The sequence below is a fragment of the Gallibacterium salpingitidis genome (genome assembly GCF_001678495.1).
GTDB lineage: Bacteria > Pseudomonadota > Gammaproteobacteria > Enterobacterales > Pasteurellaceae > Gallibacterium > Gallibacterium salpingitidis.
This window is the reverse complement of sequence record NZ_JTJL01000075.1, coordinates 1-19,071: the sequence shown is the minus strand read 5'-3', so window position 1 is coordinate 19,071 and position 19,071 is coordinate 1. Positions and strand designations below refer to the sequence as shown.

Genomic DNA, 19,071 nt, shown 5'->3' with positions numbered 1-19,071 from the left:
GGTGCCGCATCGCCTGTTGTTAAGCGGGTGACTAAGTCAGCTTTACCTGCGGTTCCTTCTGGAATACCATCCACCGCGTCTTGCGCTGCTTGATGAGATGCATCCGCTGTCGCTTTCAAGCCTTCTAAAGTGCTGTACTCATCTGAGGTAATCTTGCCGTCGGCATTCGCTTTCGCTAACTCAGTGTCATACTTCTCTTTATCTTCTGCCGCTTTATCCACTAATGGCTTCGCATCCGCTACTTCCTCTGTGTCTAGTTTGCCATTATCATTTTTGTCTGTAACAACAACTGTATCTGGAACATCAATGGCTTTAACTTCATCGGCTTTACCGTCTTTGTACTCACCATCTGGTAAATTATCTACCGCTGTTTGCGCATCTTCTTTTTTATCTTTTGCGTCCTCAATCGCTTTATCAATGTCTTCCTTTTCTTTTGGTGTAATACGTCCATCTTCTTGGGCTTGATTAATTAGCTCTTGAGCGGCTGTAGCAGCATCTTTCGCTTCTTGAATTGCTTTGTCTAATGACTCTTGATCATTTGCTACCACTGATTTTGGAATGGTGATCGCCTCAACCTCATCGCCTTTATCTGATTTATAACTTCCATCCGGCAACCCATCTACAGCTTTTTGTGCGTTCTCTTTCGCTTCCTTAGCTGTGTTGACTAGGTTGTTATAAGTTTCTGCTTCATCTGCATCGATAATGCCATCACCATTTGTATCTGCTTTTTCTGGAATGGCTGCCGCCGCATCTTGCGCCGCTTTGATCTTCGCTTCAACGTCATTTGTATCAGTTGCTGTTACTGTTTCTGGTACATCTATTCCTTTGACTTCAGTATCTTTGTTAGTTTTGTAGCTATTGTCTGGTAAGTCTTTTACTGCAGTTTGCGCATCTGCTTTTTTGTCGGCTGCATTGCTAATCGCTTGATCGATAACATCTTTCTCCGCTGGCGTCACTACACCATCTGCTTTTGCATCATCGATCGCTTTTTTGGCGGCAGCTGCGGCATCTTTTGCGTCTTGGATCGCTTTTTCTACGAGATTTTCTTGATTGTCTGGAGTACCGTTATTATTTGCATCAATAGCGGTGTTATTACCTGAATTGTTATTTTCGGTTGGAGAATTTACTTGATTTGAAGTGTTAGATGAACTTGAGGATTCCCCCCCCCACCTAGGGATAAACCACCTAATAGTGTACCTAAGCCAGCTAGACCTCCTAATGACCACCATAAACCTGCATGACTTTCACTAATTGTACCTACTTCACCTGCGGTAAATGCGGTAAGTTCATGATCTACCTGTGTAATAATTACTTGTCCTGCCTCAACACCTTCACTAGCCGGAACGTCTAATGCAGCAAAACACTGTTGTTCTTCTGTGCAGTTTTTCCAAAAATCTTTGATAATAACTTCGCTATTGTCTTGTTCATTGTGTAAAACTAGATCATATCCATTGCGACTCGTTTTGATATGTTCTGGTGTTTTTCCTGTTTTTGGATCAACCAATTGATAAGTTTCTCCTGGCACAGCGTTTTCAACGTGGGTTTTCCCAGGCTTTATCGTGATTTTAGTCTTCTTAATTTTTAATAATAGATCCATATAAAAAATTCCCTAAAGTTACATATACCAATAATATTTTTAGCGAGAATTAATTACTCAAAACAACAGAAGTATTATTAATTTTTCTACACTAAAAGGTTCTATCCTCCCCTATATAACACACTTAGAATCACTATTTTTTAGATATGAATAATACTTAAGTGCTTAAGAGAAATAGTCATCGAATTTTACTTAAAAAAAGTAAAAATTCAATACTTTAAATTATAGTAACGTATACTATACAGAAATATGGTTAATTTTTATTCAATTAAATATAAAAGTTAAACTTTATAACATTTATAAGTATTTATAATTTAAGGATTTTTTAATAAAGAACCTATTTTTTTACTAAAAAATCGATAAAAAGAAACAACTTATTTACATAATAGTTTATAAAAAGTGTATGAATACATGTAAATTTACTCTATAATCCGCGAATTTTATTTATAGGTAAGATTGTAACCAGCAAGAACTACTTCAAATGGAGAATTTATATGGTAAATAGATCTCTAATATATTTAATACTAATTTTCCTATTTTATTTATTAAATATTACTACTGCATATTCAGCGGAAAAGATAAAACTTAAGCAAATTCTTGAATATGCTTTTGCAAAAGATCCAGAACTACTTGAGGCTAAAACTGAAACTTTGATTGCACACAGTCAAACTGAGCAAGCTATTTCCGAGCATTACCCAACCTTGTCAGTATTTGGCCGCCAATCTTTAGAAAATTATTCAAGATCAGATAATATCGATCACAATACTCATAAATTTACTCCTGGTGTTTCAGCCACAATGAACATTTATTCTTTCGGTGCGGTAGATAAAAAAATTGCTCACTCTACTGCAAATGAAGAATCTTTTCGTTATAAATACGATGAAACCAAAGAAAACCTTACCTATAAAATTACAGAACTCTATTTAATGGCATTACGATACAAAGATACAATTGCAGCTCAATCAAAAGGTCTTATTCGTTTGCAAAGTATTATTCAAGAAATTGGCGCCATTGCTGATAATGATGAAGGAAGACGTTCTGAATTTGTACAAGCTCAAGCTCGGTTATTTGCGGTAGAACAGCAGATAAACGCAACCCAACGTGAATTACAAGATACTTTAAGTCAGTTACAACGTTACTCTGGTACGAAGATTACTAGAGATAGTGTTTTAGATCCTTTTGCGACTATGACTCGATCTTTATTAGAAAAACGTTATTCTCAATCGCAACGCTTACACCCTTCATATCAAGCTGCAAATGCAAAAATAAAAACTGCTCAAGCAAGCGTAGAAGCCGAGAAAGCTAGTCATTATCCAAAATTAGATATTATTGGTCAGGTAACTAAAGATGATCGACAAGTTTATCTTAACGTTTCTTGGGATGTATTTAATCGTTCAAATTCTTATAGTGTGCAAGAAAAAGCACAAATGTTAAGTGCAGAGAAAAATCGTTTAGAACAAACTGTTTTAGATCTACAGGAAAAGAATAGAACGGCTTTAATTAATTTAGATGAATATAATAAACAAATTAAAACACTATCAAAGCAAGTTAATTCATTATATGAAGTTACTCAATATTATAAGTTACAATTTTCTATTGCAAAACGTTCTCTTCTTGATTTATTAAATGCAGAAAATGAATTATTAAGCGCAGAATTAAATAAAGTTACTACTGAGTATCAATTTCGTCATTCTTTTTTAGATTACCTTTATTCTCAAGGAATGACATATAAATGGGCTTTGGATTTAAAATAATAGAGAGTAAGTAACATTATGAAACTAATCATTGAAAATATTGCACTAATTACTCAGTTACTAGGTTCACCACTATCTGTACCTACACTAGCTTCACACACTATTCGTCGTCAAGGAAATAGTATTGACTTTTCTTCTCTTTGTGAATATTTACGCAGTGAAGGATTTGAAAATAGTATTTCTCAACGCCTTTTATCAGATATTCCATCATTAGCTGTTCCTGTATTGATAATATTACATAATGAAGAAGCTGCTGTTATCACTAATATTAATACAGATGATAATCACACTCGTGTTTATACGATTACTCAAGTAGATGGCATTATTTATCAACTATCTGAAACAGAATTAGCAGAAAAATATATTGGTTATTGCTGGTTTATAAAACCCCGTTTAGAAAAAGATATTCGTTCAGAGTTACCAGAATATTCTTTACCAAAAACATGGTTTTTCAAAATTATTTGGCGATTTAAAAAATATTATTATCAAGTTATTATTTCAACTTTCATCATCAATCTACTTGCACTGATCAGTTCGTTATATGTGATGAATGTTTATGATCGTGTTATTCCAAATCAAGCCTATGAAACTTTATGGGTGCTAAGTATTGGTGTGTTTCTAGCTATTCTATTTGAATTTATGGCCAAAATGATTCGGGGGCATCTCACTGATATAGCTGGTAAAAAAGCAGATCTAATTATTAGTTCTATGCTATTTCGACGTGTAATGGCACTAAAATTACAAGATCGTCCCGCCTCTGCTGGCTCTTATGCTAATAACTTACGTGATTTTGAATCAGTTAGGGAGTTTCTTACCAGTGCTAGCTTACTTACTATTGTTGATCTCCCTTTTTTACTCCTATTTATTAGTGTTATCGCACTAGTTGGCGGAAAATTAGCCTTAGTTCCGGCTATTATTATTCCAATTGTTATTATTATCGGTATCTTCGCACAAGCACCTCTCTCCAAAGCAATTAATGAATCAATGCGAGAGTCCTCCCAACGACAAGGATTGGCTGTAGAAGCGATAGAAGGTATAGAAACTATTAAGAATAACAATGCAATGTCTTGGGCACAGAAGCGTTGGGATCATTATACTGCTAAAACATCTTATGCTTCTATCAAAGTAAAAGATACAAGCAATTTTGTCATTAACCTCATTACTGCATTACAACAATTAAACACTGTAATCCTAGTATTATTTGGAACCTATTTAATCCACAGTAATGATCCAGCATCTCGTATTACAATGGGAGCATTAATTGCATCAGTAATTCTTTCTGGTAGAGCGTTAGCACCACTAGGACAAATTGCTGGATTAGCAACTCGATTTCAACAAGCTTGGCTAGCTTTAAAAGGGGTTGATGCTATCGTCTCACGACCAATTGATAAGTCTAGCGATAGAGATTATGTCAGTTTAAAGCAAGTGACTGGGCACTTACAGTTTAAGCAAGTTAGCTTTAAGTACCAAAAAGATAGCCAATTAGCATTGGACAACTTTAATTTAACTATTCAACCTGGAGAAAAAGTTGGAATTCTTGGCAAAATTGGTAGTGGAAAGTCAACTGCATTAAAATTAGGTGTGGGGTTATATGAACCTAGTGTAGGGAATATAACTTTAGATAGTATTAATTTACAACAATTAGATCCCTATTTTCTACGTAATCAGGTTTTACTATTAGAACAAAATCCACGTTTATTTTTGGGTACACTACGAGAAAATCTTGATATTGGAAGAATGGATTCTTTTCCATCAGATCAAGTTCTCTTATCTGCTCTCCAAAAATTTGGTTTATTAAATTTAGTGCAATCTCATCCCAGAGGGCTAGATATGTACTTAGGTGAAAATGGTTTAGGCTTATCTGGTGGACAAAAACAAGCCGTTGCTTTAGCCAGAATGACCCTGAAAGATCCTAAAGTAGTTTTATTAGACGAACCTACTACAGGATTAGATCAATATCACGAACAACAAGCATTAATTGCTTTATCAAAATGGATACAAAATAAAACTTTGGTAGTTGTTACACATCGACCACAGGTATTGCAATTGGTGAATAGAATCGTTGTAGTTGAAAATGGCAAAGTTATTATGGATGGACCAAAAGCAGTAGTTTTAAAAAAATTATCATCTCCAACACAGACTTCAGAGCAGAATCAAGCAGAGCTAGTAGCTCCACAAAAAAGTTGATATTTAGAGTAAATGACAATGACCAGTAAAAAAGAGAACTCTCAAAAACAAACTGATTTAAAAACAAGTGAAAAAATATCCAGTAAAGATCTACGCTTACTTAATGATCTACATGCTTCACTACAAGAAGAAAAACATACAAATTTATTTGCAATGATATGGTTATTAGGTGCATTTCTTGTTGTTTTCGTTGTATGGTCTTATTTTAGTAAGATCGAAGAAGTGACTAGAGGGCAAGGCACTATTATCCCAAATAGTCGTGAGCAAATTATTCAAAGTTTAGATCCTGGTATTTTAGATAAAATGATGGTTAAAGAAGGTGATCTTGTAGAAAAAGGACAAGTATTACTTAAACTAGACGATACTCGGAGTTCTGCTATTTTACGTGAAACGCAAGCTAAAGTAGATAATCTAGAAGCCATTGCTATTCGTTTAAAAGCAGAAATTGCTGGTAAAACCCCTGTATTTCCTGACAATATTCCAACTGAAATGAAAGAGAGAGAACTAGGTGTTTATCAAGCAAAGAAAGATGCCCTAAATGAAGCATTAAAAACTTTGCGCGAAAGTAAAGATCTTCTTGATGCAGAAATTTCCCTTACTGAACCAATGGTTAATAAAGGGGCAGTCTCTCAGGTAGAACTACTTAGAATGAAGCGTTCTGCTAACGATATGGCATTACAGATCTCTGAACGTGAACATAAATACATTACTGATGCCAGCAATGAATTAGTTAGAATTCAAGGTGATTTAGATCAAGCAAAAGAAAACCTTGCTGCTCGAGCAGATCCTGTAGAACGTTCCCTTTTGCGTGCACCATTAAAGGGTATCGTTAAAAATATTCGTGTTAATACAATTGGTGGTGTAATCTCAGCTGGGCAAGATATTATGGAAATTGTTCCAGTAGAAGATAACTTACTTGTTGAGGCATATATAAATCCAAAAGATGTAGCTTATATTCGTCCTGGTATGAAAGCAGTAGTAAAACTTACTGCATATGATTACGCCATTTATGGTGGTTTAGACGGGGTAGTTACTTTATTAAGTCCAAGTACTTTACAAGATAAACGTCAAGCCAGTGATTTGAATTTAAATCCAAATAACTCTTTTTATCGTGTGTTAGTAAGAACAACTGGAAGCCATCTCACTGATAAAAATGGTCACGAATTACCTGTATTACCTGGAATGATAGCGACAATAGATATTAAAACTGGCGAAAAAACCATTTTTCAATATCTAATTAAGCCAATTACTAGAATGAAACAAGCTCTTCAAGAACGCTAAATATTGAAAATGGGCTGATTTTATATTCAGCCCATTTTTACCTACTATAACAATAATAATGCTGAACCCCATTTGATAATATCAAAGAAGAATTTATTTTCATTGGTCGCGATACCATCAGGATTTTTCTTACTATCACTACCTGTATTCTTAGCTTCATCTATCGCCATACCACTTTGATATTGACCTTTGACGACTTTCAGATCATCACGCGCTTTCACCCTTAAAGTTGCACAATCTGCGGCAGGCATAGGTTCAAAAGGAGTTTGCTTAAACTTTTTAAATTGATACTGCGCATATCCCATTGATTTTTCATCTTTTTGGATCATTTTCACATATTCTGCACCAATAATATCTTCTAATGGATAGAAATAGACATATTGTGAGTGAATATAAGCATCCTCTTTAGAAAAATGCTCTTGCTGAATACGAGTTAAATTTGGATAAATACACTGTTCTACTTGACGACTAGCAACTACCCAACGTTGAGCATCTTCATTACTCAATTCATAATCTGCATTCGCATATTCTGCCGGATAGGTATCCATATCTTGTGATGCACAACTCGCTAATAAAAGGATTGAGGCTGAAAAAAACAGTTTTTTTAACATAAAAATATCCGCTTAATTTAAATTTTGTCTAACAATTTCAAATAAACAAACACCTGTCGCTACCGACACATTCAATGAAGAGACTGAACCTTGCATTGGAATACTCACTAATTGATCGCAATGCTCTCGGGTCAAACGGCGCATACCATCGCCTTCCGCCCCCATCACTAATGCAATCGCACCAGTCAATTTTGCTTGATAAATTGAGCTTTCAGCTTCACCAGCTGTGCCAACCACCCAAACATTATACTCTTCCTGTAAAGTCTTTAAGGTACGAGCAAGATTAGTAACACGAATAAGAGGAACAACTTCTGCCGCACCACAAGCCACTTTACGTGCTACTGAAGTAAGTTGTGCTGACTTATCTCGCGGCACAATCACTGCATCAACCCCAGCCGCATCTGCAGTACGCAAACAAGCACCTAAATTATGCGGATCGGTAATGCCATCTAACACTAACAATAACGGCTGTTTTTTCTCGTTTAATAAGGTATAAAGATCATTTTCAGCATATTCTTTTGGCGCTTGCACTCTCGCAATAATGCCTTGATGTACTTCACCGTTAGCCTTTTTATCTAAGGCTTGGCGGGTTAAATATTGTACCGTAATACCTAACTGATTTAACTCCGCCAATAAAGGCAATAGACGTTTATCTTCACGCCCTTTTAATACCAATACTTCAATTAATCGCTCTGGCGTTGTCGCTAATACTGCTGACACCGCGTGGATACCATAAATTTGTTCACTCATTGCTTATTCTCAAATTACTTACGTTTTTTGCTTTTATTACGTTTTGCCTTTTTCGCTGTTCTCTTCTTTTTCTCTTTGCGTTTATTCTCATCAATATTCGTTTGCTTACGTAACCGTTTTTGTAAACTTTCCGCATAACGCATATTTTTCAATAAACGATCCTTCTCTGTTTTGCCTAGACGTCTAGGCTGACGAGTTGTTGATACTAAAGAGAAATCGACCGTCTTTTCATCAAGGCTTACTGCCTCGACTCGCACAGTAACTTTATCGCCAATTCGATAAAGTACACCGCTATTTTCACCAATCAAGCGCTGACCACTTGGATCGAAACGATAATAATCGTTATCTAAAGTCGAAATATGCACTAAACCATCAATAAACAGCGTATCTAATCGGACAAAGAAACCAAATCCCATCACGCTGGAAATTGTGCCTTCAAATACTTCACCAACATGATCTTGCATAAATTCACATTTCAACCAATCCGCAACATCTCTAGTCGCTTCATCGGCTCGCCGTTCTGTCATTGAACAGTGATCACCTAATAAATCAATTTCATCTAAAGTGTAATGATAGCCGCCGCCTTTAGTTGTACGTTTGCTTGAACCTTGTTCTTTTGCTAATAAATATTTAATACCACGATGTAATGACAAATCAGGGTAACGACGAATCGGTGAAGTAAAATGTGCATATTCTGTCAAGGCTAAACCAAAGTGTCCAATATTATCACCGCTATATACCGCCTGACTTAATGAACGTAGCAACATTGTTTGAATCAATTCTTTGTCTGGACGTTCTCGCACTTGTTCCATCAATTTTGCATAATCCGCTGGCGTTGGTTTTAGACCGCCATCTAATGCTAAACCGCACTCACGTAAAAAACTGCGGAATGACATTAATTTTTCTTCACCAGGTAACGAATGAATCCGGTATAACGCCGGCTCTTGATGTTGTTCCATAAAATGCGCAGCACAAATATTGGCCAGAATCATACACTCTTCAATCACTTTATGTGCATCATTACGCTCTACTGGTTCAATACGTTCAATTTTGCCAAGATCATTAAAAATAAATTTAGTTTCAATGGTTTCAAAATCAATTGCACCACGTTTATGCCGCGCAGCCAATAACACCTTAAACATCGCATATAACTCTTGCAAATGTGGTACTAAGGTTTGATACCGTTCGCAAAGTTCTTCATCACCCTGCAAAATACGCCACACTTTGCTATAGGTTAAACGCGCATGTGAATTCATTACTGCTTCATAAAATTGATATTGCTGAATCCTTCCTTTATTAGAAAGTTGAATCTCACAAACCATACAAAGGCGATCTACTTGTGGATTTAAAGAACACAAACCATTCGATAATACCTCTGGCAGCATCGGCACTACGCGACTTGGGAAGTACACCGAATTACCGCGTTGGCGTGCTTCTTGATCCAGAGCGGTATGTGGACGTACATAATAGCTAACATCGGCAATCGCTACCCATAATGTCCAGCCACCTTCACGTTTTTGACAGAAAACTGCATCATCAAAATCGCGTGCATCTTCACCATCAATAGTTACCAACGGCAAATCACGTAAATCTACACGTCCTTTTTTATCTTTCTCGGCAACAGTTTCAGTAAGCTCTACAATCTGTTTTTGTACAGCATCAGGCCAAACATGTGGAATATCGTAATTACGAATTGCAATTTCCACTTCCATTCCTTTCGCCATATTCTCACCGAGCACTTCGGTAATTCTTCCGCTTAAACGAGAAATCCCCTTTTCTGTATTTTTTAATTCTACAACAACAACTTGCCCCATTCTGGCACTGGCACGATATTCATTTGGAATCACAATATCGTGATTAATTCGACTATCATCTGGTACTACATAGCCAATACCATCTTCAAGGAAGAAACGACCTACAATCTGTTTTTTACGTCGTTCCAATACACGAACAATACGGACTTCTTTTCGTCCGCGTCGATCAAAACCATTTGGTTGTGCTAGCACATAATCATCATGCAATACTTTTTGCATCTGACCATTGGGAATAAACCAATCGTCCTTAGAACCATCAACCTGCAAAAAACCATAACCATCTTTATGACCAATGACAGTTCCTTTCAATAAATCTAATCTTTCTGGCAAAGCATACCGTTTGCGTTTAGTAAAAACTAACTGCCCATCATTTTCCATCGCGCGTAAACGACGACGCATTGCTTCCTGTAACTCTGGATCGTTAATCTCTAAAATATGCAAAAGTTCTTCTTTGCTCATTGGAGCATTATGATCGCGGATAACAGTGAGGATCAGCTCACGACTTGGGATCGGATTACCATATTTTTCAACTTCTTCCGCATAGTGAGGATCTTGATACTGCATTTTTAACTCCTTGATTTAAAATAGATATAAAAATCTATTCACAATTAAAATATTGATTCATTTCTAACGCTGGCTTAGCTTGTTTATCTCTGCTAATCACCTTAGCTGGTACACCAGCGACAGTTGAATACTCTGGTACAGGATGTAACACTACTGAACACGCACCAATTTTCGCATAGGCACCTACTTCGATATTACCTAAAATTTTGGCACCGGCACCAATCATCACTCCTCTACGTACTTTTGGATGACGATCGCCAACTTCTTTTCCTGTTCCACCTAAGGTTACATCTTGCAAAATTGAAACATCATTTTCGACTACTGAAGTTTCGCCAATCACAATACCGGTTGCATGATCCAACATAATCCCTTTACCAATTTCAGCCGCAGGATGAATATCTACATCAAACGCAACCGAAATCTGATTCTGTAAATAGATAGCTAACGCTTTACGTTGCTGCTGCCATAAACAGTGTGTAATACGATAACTTTGCAACGCATGAAATCCTTTTAAATAGAGTAACGGTGTTGAATACAACTCCACCGCCGGATCACGCATTCTAACTGCTTCAATATCACAGGCTGCACTTTCAATAATCTTTGGATTGTCATGATAAACTTCATCAATAATCTCACGTAAAGAGATCGCCGGCATTGTCGTGCTTGAGAGTTTATTGGCCAAAATATAGCTAAGCGCTGTGCCTAAATGTTGATGTGCTAAAATTGTCGAATGAAAAAAACTCGCTAAAGAGGGTTCTTGTTCCACTAATAATGCTGCTTCTTCACGAATACTTTGCCAAATTCGTTGCAATAATGTTGACATAAATTCTCCTACTCACTTTTCTTCTCTCTAGCAAGCAAATTCCTTGCTGCCTCAGTGGCAGTCAAACCACAAAATAACATTTGATAAATCTGTTCCACAATTGGCATTTCCACTTGCTGACGTTGTGCCAAACGATAAGCTTCTTGCGTATTGTAATACCCTTCGACTACTTGTCCAATCTCTTGCATTGCCTGTTCAACACTATAACCTTGCCCTATCATCATTCCAAAACGACGATTACGCGATTGGTTATCAGTACAAGTCAAGACTAAATCGCCTAATCCAGCCATACCCATAAAGGTTTGTGGTTCAGCACCTAATGATGCACCTAAACGAGAAATCTCTGCTAAACCACGCGTAATTAATGCCGTTCTGGCATTAGCACCATAACCAATACCATCGGAAACACCTGCACCAATCGCAATCACATTTTTGATTGCCCCGCCGAGCTGCACGCCAATCATATCGCTATTGAGATAAACACGAAAATGCTTACTACAATGAATACGTTCTTGTAACTCCTTGGCAAACTGTTCATCTGCAGAAGACAAGACAATCGCAGTTGGTAATCCCATCGCTAACTCTTTCGCAAAAGTTGGACCAGATAAGACGGCTAATGGATAAGTATTGCCAATAATTTCTTCCGCTACTTGGTGCAGTAACCGACCACTATCATGTTCTAAGCCTTTACTTGCCCAAATAATACGATGTTTTGGTAGCAAAAACGGCTTAATTTGTTGTAACACATCGGCAAATACATGGCTCGGTACCACTAATAAGATATCTCGAGCAACTCGCATTGTTGTTGCCAAATCACTCTCCAATTGCAACGCTTCTGGGAAAGTCACACCTGGCAGAAAACGCTGATTTTCTCGTTGCAACGCCATTGTTTCAATTTCAGTTTTATTACGCCCCCAAAGAATGGTCGGAAAACCATTTCTCGACAAAGCGATTGCTAATGCTGTGCCATACGAACCAGCGCCAATAACGGCAATAGGTGGAAATTCTGTCATCGTAGTCACCTTAAAATTTTTGCTTTTAATCAATGGAAAAAAATAGACGAAAGCGAGAGGATTGCAAGAAGATTTTGTTAAATATAGAAATAAGTTTAATACACCAATAAAAAATGTAATTTCATTAAATCACAAATACACTTGACAAGCAACTATTCATTCACTAATATACAAACATTCTGTAATTTTTTGAAAGTACATAATGAAATTTAAAGATATCCTTACTATTTCTAGTGGAATACCTTTCTCTCGTATAGAAGAAGATTTTTCAGCACCTTCTTATTCTGTTTATAGCCAAAATGATTTACAAGCAGATTTAGGGATAACGTCCGTTTGTATAGAAAATAAACTTCTTCGAACCTATGATAAAGTATCTACTGTTAAAACTGGAGATATTATTTTTAGTCTAATCTCAGGTACAGCTGCTCGTGTGCAAGCTGCTCGTTCTGGCTATATTTACTCACAAAATTATGCCGTTTTATTACCCAACCCAATAATTGATAAGAATTTTTTAGTATATCTGATTAATTGCGATCAAGACGTTAAACACCAATTTGCTGCAAGTATGCAAGGATCACAAGTATTGAAATATACATTAAATCAATTACGTCAATTAGAACTCAAAACGCTTCCTGATTTATCTATACAACAAGCAATTGGAAAAATTTATATGTCACAGAACCGTTTAATGACTCTTAAAAACAGACTGATTGAACGTGAAAACCAATACTTACTTAGTTCCCTCAATAATTTAATTAAACAAGAGAAAAATAAATGAAAAACAATAAGATAGAAAAATTAAAATTATCTATAGTTACAGACGCTTGGGAACAGTGTAGGTTGGGGAAATTATGTAAAATTACTACAGGAAAACTTGATGCCAACGCAATGGTTGATAATGGAAAATATGATTTTTATACTTCAGGTATAAAAAAATATCGTATTGATACTGCAGCCTTCACTGGCCCTGCAATCACAATTGCAGGAAATGGAGCCACTATTGGATATATGCATTTGGCAGATGGTGAATTTAATGCATATCAAAGAACTTATGTGTTAAGTACCTTTCAAGCAAATCGCCTCTTTTTATTTCATATAATTGGCAAAAAATTACCAAAAAAAATTGCTGAAGAAGCTAGAACTGGAAACATCCCTTATATTGTTATGAATATGCTTACTGAGTTAACTCTCAGTATCCCATCCATCTCCGAACAACAAAAGATCGGATCCTTTTTCCAACAACTGGATCAGCTTATTACTCTTCATAAAGTATAAGTTAAAACCAACGAAAACCTTACAACACTGCAATTCTAATAATTTTGTATTTAATTAAGGACTCATCTATGAACGAAACACAATTTGAAACTGCGTTAATCCATTATTTATCTACAGGAAAAGTTAGTGTTGTAAATCCGACTACAACCGCCAACGAACCAAATGCAAATTATTTAAAACAAAAATTATGGCGATACGAACCTGATATAAAAACTACAGATCAACTCTGGGAAAATTTTAAAAAGATTTTAGAACAACTTAATCAAGATATTCTTTATCATCCATTAACTCCTACAGAATTTGAACAAGTAAAACAGCAAATTAATCAATTACATACTCCTTATGAAGCAGGACAATTCCTTTATGGATTAAATGGGGTATCACAAATTGAAGTTGACTTAGAAGATGGGCGCCATGTTTTTCTTACTGTATTTGATCAACGCCAAATCGGTGCTGGCAATACGGTCTATCAAGTTGTAAATCAAATTCAACGACCAGCTAAAATGGCTGGTAAACAAAATCGCCGTTTTGATACTACTTTACTAATTAATGGTTTACCAATTCTACATATTGAAGAAAAAACAGATTTACGAGATGTTAATGAAGCATTAAACCAAATGCATCAATATATCGAAGAAGGGCAATTTAGTGATATTTTCTCAACGGTGCAAATTCTTGTTGCAATTACCCCCAATAATATTCGTTATATGGCAAACACCACCCCAGATCGATTTAATAAAGATTTCGCCTTTAGTTGGCAACGCCGTAGTGATAACAGCATTGTCAGAGATTGGCGAGAATTTGCCGATAGTATGCTGTCTATCCCAATGGCACACCAAATGGCAACGAATTATATGATATTAGACGGTACACCAAATAAACAAATGCTTAAGGTAATGCGTCCATATCAAGTATATGCAACACAAGCTGTAATCGAAAACTTAAAACAAACTGATTTTGCAATGGGGAATAAAAAAATTGGTTATATTTGGCATACAACTGGTAGTGGTAAAACTATTACTAGTTTTAAAACAGCATGGTTAGCCAGCCGATTACCAAATATAGACAAAGTTGTATTTGTCGTTGATCGCATTGCCTTAACCAACCAAACTAACGAACAATATCGTGCTTATGATCCTGATGGTGAAAATGGCGGAAGTGTAAGTGATACGAAACATACTGGGGATTTAAGACGTAAACTAGCATCAAATAGCAATAATATTATTATTACCAGTGTGCAAAAACTAGGCCGTTTAGTGTCGAGAAAAGACTATCAAATTCCTAATAAAAATATTGTATTCATTGTTGATGAAGCTCACCGCTCAACAGGAGGCGATGAATTTAAGAAAATCCAAGAAATATTTAAATCCTCTGTTTGGGTAGGCTACACAGGTACACCAATGTTTGATGCCACAACTAATGGCTTACGAACAGAGGACATTTTTGGCAAATTATTGCACGCCTATACTATTCGTGAAGCGATTGCAGATCGTAACGTTTTAGGTTTCAAAGTTGATTTTAAAACAACGATTGATATTCGTGATCTCCTAAAAAATGAACATCCAGATTGGTCTGATGAACAAATTGAACAAGAAATGGAAAAGATCCGCCAAGAAGAATTTGATGAAAATATTGATCGTACTCGAGGAGAAATTATTGAACAAACCTTACATAAAAACTTTTACGATAACAATTACGAACACGTCAAATTAGTTGTAGCAGATATTTTTAAAAATTGGCGAAACCGTAGCAATAATGGCAAATATAATGCTCTGCTTACCACTAAAACCGTCAGTGGAACTAGCGTACCTATGGCAATGCTTTATTTCCGCGAATTTTTACGTGTTAATCAAGAACGCCAACAAGCTGGGCAAAATACCTTAAAGGTGGCAATTACTTTCAGCTACAGCACAGATAATAGTGATGAAATGCTGAAAAATAATAACGATTTACATGAAGCCATTAACTACTACAACCAATGCTTCGGCACCACTTTTGGACTAGATAGCGTAAAAGACTACACACAAGATGTTATGGCTCGACTTAATAAAAGTACCTACGACAAGAATTATCTTGATCTAGTTATTGTAGTTGATCAACTACTCACTGGTTTTGACGCTCCAGAATTAAACACTTTATATGTAGATCGTATTCTAAAAAATGCGAATTTAATTCAAGCCTATTCTCGTACCAATCGTGTCCAAGATATGCAAGAAAAACCTTTCGGACAAATTATTAATTATCGCTGGCCTAAACAAAATGAACGCCTAATGAATGAAGCTTTAGCAATATATGCTAATAAAGATTCAGCTAGTATTAAAGCAAGAGAAAGTGATGATGCCATCAAAGAAGGGAATGAAAAAGATGGCATTATCGCTAAACCATTTAAAGACGTTTTACAAGAAACTCAACTGCTCGTCCAACAACTAGCTAATCTCAGTAAAAATATACGTAACGAACCTTTTATGGAAGTTCCAAAATCAGAAAAAAAACAAGAAATAATGTTTGGATTATTAAGTGAATATAGTCGTCATATTTCTAAGTTGAAACAATATACATCTGAGGAAATTGATGGCTCATTTGAAGGTTTTGATTACAACAATCCTGATGCATTAATTGAGGCATTAGGAATGACTATCGAACAAGAAAAAATGCTCACGATTACCCTAGCTAATGAATTAAAACGTATTCTTGCAGAGAAAACAGATAGTCGAATAACAGATATTGAGCTAAGAATGGCACATCTTAAAGAGATTAAGGTAGATTATGATTATCTCAGTGAACTCATTGCTCAATTAATTAACCAAATCCACCAAAACTTACAACAAGAAGCGGAATATACTCACAGTGAAATTCAGAAATTTGCTGATGGCTTAGAAGATATTGCTTACGCTGAAAAAATTAAACAAGCGACCAAAGCGATTATGGCCAAACAATATCCTGATCCAAATAGTACTGATTGGCCATATCAACTTAAAACAGATGAACTTAATCAAGTCATTAATACTGCAGCAAATTACACCACAGAACGTCAATTTCTTGATTTTCGTAATCACTGGGGTATTACCGACATTATCTCTACTGCTGAAATGCAACAGCTTTTTGCCAACCATCGCTATGAACAGCAAGATTTAGATGATGATAAATTACTTACACATATCATCACACAAGGATCAGAAGTATATAAAACTTTAGCAACTGATAGACAAGTACAGGAATTAAGCAAAATCAAATACCGAAATCAGTTGCGTATAGCGTTTTATCAATTAGCTGATGAGTTGGTAAGGTATTAAAAAGAGAGATAATAGTTTGCTGAAATTATTTTTCTTGAACTAAAAGAATTCTTTAGTTTGAGAAAATCAATTTTCTCGAACTAACTAGGTTAGTTAGTTTTCGAAAATCTATCTTTTCGAACTAATAAAGAGAGCAGGTAATATTTTTATATAGGGAATCTTTTATGATTAAAATTGAACAATTTAAAGCTGGAAAGTGGGTAAAACGTTATCAATATCAAAGTTTCGAACCAACTCTTATTAATACAGAATGGACTTGGGAGTCCCCAAAAATTCATACATCTCTGGAAAAAGCGACAAAAGCATTAGGAGAACTGAATGCCTTTTCATTGATTGTTCCCGATGTAGATTTATTTATTCAAATGCATATTGCCAAAGAAGCACAAATTTCTAGCAAAATAGAAGGCACACAAACGCAACTTGATGAAGCATTAATGCCCAAAGATAAAATTGTGCCAGAAAAGCGTGATGATTGGCAGGAAGTACAAAACTATATTCAAGCTATGAATAATGCTATTTCCGAATTAAATCACCTGCCTCTATCTAACCGTTTACTCAAACAAACACATAAAGTATTAATCTCTGCGGTTAGAGGGCAAGAAAAATTACCCGGTGAATTTCGTACTAGTCAAAATTGGATAGGCGGTTCTAACTTAAATGATGCAGCTTTCATTCCGCCATTACACGAAAATGTTCCTTTATTAATGAGCGATTTAGAACGATTTTGGCATAATGATGAAATATTTGTACCTCATTTAATTCGTATTGCTATTAGCCACTATCAATTTGAAACAATTCACCCATTTTTAGATGGAAATGGACGTATTGGACGATTATTGATACCACTGTATCTTATTAGTCATGGTATGTTAGATAAGCCATCACTCTATATTTCCGATTTCTTTGAACGTCATCGTAATAGCTATTATGACGCTTTAATGGCTGTTCGTTTGCGTAACGATCTCACACATTGGGTATTGTTTTTTCTACAAGGTATAGAAGAAACAGCAAAACTCGGCTGTGAAGTATTCCATAGTATTTTAAAATTTAGAGAGCAAACGCAACAAAAAATCATATCTTTAGGAAAAAGATCTGAACTTGCCAATCAGCTGTTAAATTTACTCTATCGTCATCCCATTCAAACAGCTCAAACAATCGAAGAAAGCCTACAAATTTCAAAATCTACAGCTAATTCATTACTTAAAGATTTTGAACGATTAAATATTTTGCAAGAAATTACAGGGAAAAAGCGAGGGCAGATTTATACAATGAAAGATTATTTAGAAATTTTTATCACATCTCGAACTAGCCAACAGCCTTAGTTCGAGGAAATTGATTTTCTCGAACTAACAATAAGTTCTAGAAAATAGCTATTTTAAAGATAGTCATTAAAATTAAATAAAATCAATACGTTATCATCTTTTTAAATAAAATGATTTACGCTGATTTTGTTAACAACAAACTTAAATAGGGAAAATAATATGAAAATCAATAAGATACCAAAATTACGATTTCCTGAATTCACTGATGATTGGGAACAGTGTAGGTTGGGGGATATGGTTTATAGAGAATTAAAGGGTAAAGCATATGCAAATCAATTAGGTGATGGCAATGTTGAATATTTAGATGCTAATAGACTAAATGATGGAAAAGTTTTTTTGTCTAATGGTATACAGAACGTCTCTAAGAAAGATATTTTAATCATTTGGGATGGTTCTAATGCAGGGAAAATTTTTTCAGGTTTTTCTGGGGTATTAGGGTCTACTCTCAAAGCATACACCTTACATAAAAATTATTCCCATTTATTTATTTACCAAGCATTACTAAAGGATCAAGAATTAATTTTTAAAAAATTTCGGACTCCTAATATACCTCATGTGGTAAAGAATTTTACTGATATTTTTGAAATAACGATTCCCCCTCTCCCCGAACAACAAAAGATCGGATCCTTTTTCCAACAGCTGGATCAACTTATTACTCTTCATAAACGTAAGTATGAGAACAGTATAAGCCTTAAAAAATCGCTTCTACAAAAAATGTTTCCAAAAAATGGACAATCTGTTCCTGAAATTCGTTTCCCCGAATTTACTGACGCTTGGGAACAGTGTA

General features: G+C 35.5%; 15 protein-coding genes. 8 read left to right on the top strand and 7 right to left on the bottom strand.

All coding sequences use genetic code 11. From position 1 onward, the window contains the following. Together QS62_RS11225 and QS62_RS11220 are read right to left on the bottom strand one after the other, a co-directional pair. A partial coding sequence (locus QS62_RS11225; RefSeq protein WP_197496308.1) for a GA-like domain-containing protein occupies window positions 1-1,229 on the bottom strand: 1,229 nt, incomplete at its 3' end. Then, complete coding sequence (locus QS62_RS11220; RefSeq protein WP_066110208.1) at window positions 1,124-1,597, bottom strand: hypothetical protein; 474 nt, start codon at window positions 1,595-1,597, stop codon at window positions 1,124-1,126. The genes QS62_RS11220 and QS62_RS11225, both read right to left, overlap by 106 nt. Before the next feature lie 494 nt (window positions 1,598-2,091). On the opposite strand from QS62_RS11220, the gene QS62_RS11215 reads away from it, so the two are divergent. Genes QS62_RS11215 through QS62_RS11205 form a run of 3 tightly spaced genes read left to right on the top strand, consistent with a single transcriptional unit; the run spans window position 2,092 to window position 6,819 of the window. After that, the gene (locus tag QS62_RS11215) at window positions 2,092-3,351 is read left to right on the top strand and encodes a TolC family protein (protein WP_066110206.1); all 1,260 of its coding nucleotides are present in this window, start codon (window positions 2,092-2,094) and stop codon (window positions 3,349-3,351) included. A gap of 18 nt (window positions 3,352-3,369) precedes the next feature. Beyond that, window positions 3,370-5,538, top strand: a complete 2,169-nt coding sequence (locus QS62_RS11210; RefSeq protein WP_066110204.1) for a type I secretion system permease/ATPase — start codon at window positions 3,370-3,372, stop codon at window positions 5,536-5,538. A gap of 18 nt (window positions 5,539-5,556) precedes the next feature. After that, the gene (locus QS62_RS11205; protein WP_066110202.1) at window positions 5,557-6,819 is read left to right on the top strand and encodes an HlyD family efflux transporter periplasmic adaptor subunit; all 1,263 of its coding nucleotides are present in this window, start codon (window positions 5,557-5,559) and stop codon (window positions 6,817-6,819) included. Window positions 6,820-6,863: 44 nt separating this feature from the next. Here QS62_RS11205 and QS62_RS11200 read toward each other — a convergent pair whose 3' ends face one another. The 5 genes from QS62_RS11200 to gpsA are packed head-to-tail and all read right to left on the bottom strand — an operon-like array spanning window position 6,864 to window position 12,394. Beyond that, window positions 6,864-7,430, bottom strand: coding sequence for a DUF5358 domain-containing protein (locus QS62_RS11200; protein WP_066110200.1), 567 nt, complete (start codon window positions 7,428-7,430; stop codon window positions 6,864-6,866). 12 nt (window positions 7,431-7,442) lie between these two features. After that, a complete protein-coding gene (rlmB, locus tag QS62_RS11195) occupies window positions 7,443-8,180 on the bottom strand; it encodes a 23S rRNA (guanosine(2251)-2'-O)-methyltransferase RlmB (protein ID WP_066110198.1) in 738 nt (245 codons plus the stop codon). 14 nt (window positions 8,181-8,194) lie between these two features. Next, on the bottom strand, window positions 8,195-10,558 hold the full coding sequence (gene rnr / locus QS62_RS11190; protein WP_066110196.1) for a ribonuclease R: 2,364 nt from the start codon (window positions 10,556-10,558) through the stop codon (window positions 8,195-8,197). Window positions 10,559-10,592: 34 nt separating this feature from the next. Then, complete coding sequence (cysE, locus tag QS62_RS11185; protein WP_066110194.1) at window positions 10,593-11,381, bottom strand: serine O-acetyltransferase; 789 nt, start codon at window positions 11,379-11,381, stop codon at window positions 10,593-10,595. 8 nt (window positions 11,382-11,389) lie between these two features. Beyond that, complete coding sequence (gene gpsA / locus QS62_RS11180) at window positions 11,390-12,394, bottom strand: NAD(P)H-dependent glycerol-3-phosphate dehydrogenase (RefSeq protein ID WP_066110192.1); 1,005 nt, start codon at window positions 12,392-12,394, stop codon at window positions 11,390-11,392. A gap of 202 nt (window positions 12,395-12,596) precedes the next feature. On the opposite strand from gpsA, the gene QS62_RS11175 reads away from it, so the two are divergent. The 5 genes from QS62_RS11175 to QS62_RS11155 form a co-directional block, all read left to right on the top strand. Continuing rightward, a complete protein-coding gene (locus tag QS62_RS11175; RefSeq protein ID WP_197496307.1) occupies window positions 12,597-13,172 on the top strand; it encodes a restriction endonuclease subunit S in 576 nt (191 codons plus the stop codon). Beyond that, window positions 13,169-13,669: a restriction endonuclease subunit S gene (locus QS62_RS11170; protein WP_066110188.1), complete on the top strand. Its 501-nt coding sequence runs from the start codon at window positions 13,169-13,171 to the stop codon at window positions 13,667-13,669. Before QS62_RS11175 ends, QS62_RS11170 begins: the two co-directional genes overlap by 4 nt. 68 nt (window positions 13,670-13,737) lie before the next feature. Continuing rightward, a complete protein-coding gene (locus QS62_RS11165) occupies window positions 13,738-16,962 on the top strand; it encodes a type I restriction endonuclease subunit R (RefSeq protein ID WP_066110186.1) in 3,225 nt (1,074 codons plus the stop codon). A 164-nt stretch (window positions 16,963-17,126) separates the two neighbouring features. Further along, window positions 17,127-18,284 (top strand): Fic family protein, encoded by a 1,158-nt coding sequence (locus QS62_RS11160; protein ID WP_197496306.1) that lies wholly within the window; start codon window positions 17,127-17,129, stop codon window positions 18,282-18,284. A gap of 159 nt (window positions 18,285-18,443) precedes the next feature. After that, the coding region (locus QS62_RS11155) for a restriction endonuclease subunit S (protein ID WP_197496305.1) at window positions 18,444-19,071 on the top strand (628 nt) is incomplete at its 3' end.

What these genes read in the sequence shown, in the direction of transcription:
- QS62_RS11220 (WP_066110208.1), bottom strand. Translation starts at nt 1,597, where the DNA reads ATGGATCTATTATTAAAAATTAAGAAGACTAAAATCACGATAAAGCCT.
- QS62_RS11215 (WP_066110206.1), top strand. Translation starts at nt 2,092, where the DNA reads ATGGTAAATAGATCTCTAATATATTTAATACTAATTTTCCTATTTTAT.
- QS62_RS11210 (WP_066110204.1), top strand. Translation starts at nt 3,370, where the DNA reads ATGAAACTAATCATTGAAAATATTGCACTAATTACTCAGTTACTAGGT.
- QS62_RS11205 (WP_066110202.1), top strand. Translation starts at nt 5,557, where the DNA reads ATGACCAGTAAAAAAGAGAACTCTCAAAAACAAACTGATTTAAAAACA.
- QS62_RS11200 (WP_066110200.1), bottom strand. Translation starts at nt 7,430, where the DNA reads ATGTTAAAAAAACTGTTTTTTTCAGCCTCAATCCTTTTATTAGCGAGT.
- rlmB (WP_066110198.1), bottom strand. Translation starts at nt 8,180, where the DNA reads ATGAGTGAACAAATTTATGGTATCCACGCGGTGTCAGCAGTATTAGCG.
- rnr (WP_066110196.1), bottom strand. Translation starts at nt 10,558, where the DNA reads ATGCAGTATCAAGATCCTCACTATGCGGAAGAAGTTGAAAAATATGGT.
- cysE (WP_066110194.1), bottom strand. Translation starts at nt 11,381, where the DNA reads ATGTCAACATTATTGCAACGAATTTGGCAAAGTATTCGTGAAGAAGCA.
- gpsA (WP_066110192.1), bottom strand. Translation starts at nt 12,394, where the DNA reads ATGACAGAATTTCCACCTATTGCCGTTATTGGCGCTGGTTCGTATGGC.
- QS62_RS11175 (WP_197496307.1), top strand. Translation starts at nt 12,597, where the DNA reads ATGAAATTTAAAGATATCCTTACTATTTCTAGTGGAATACCTTTCTCT.
- QS62_RS11170 (WP_066110188.1), top strand. Translation starts at nt 13,169, where the DNA reads ATGAAAAACAATAAGATAGAAAAATTAAAATTATCTATAGTTACAGAC.
- QS62_RS11165 (WP_066110186.1), top strand. Translation starts at nt 13,738, where the DNA reads ATGAACGAAACACAATTTGAAACTGCGTTAATCCATTATTTATCTACA.
- QS62_RS11160 (WP_197496306.1), top strand. Translation starts at nt 17,127, where the DNA reads ATGATTAAAATTGAACAATTTAAAGCTGGAAAGTGGGTAAAACGTTAT.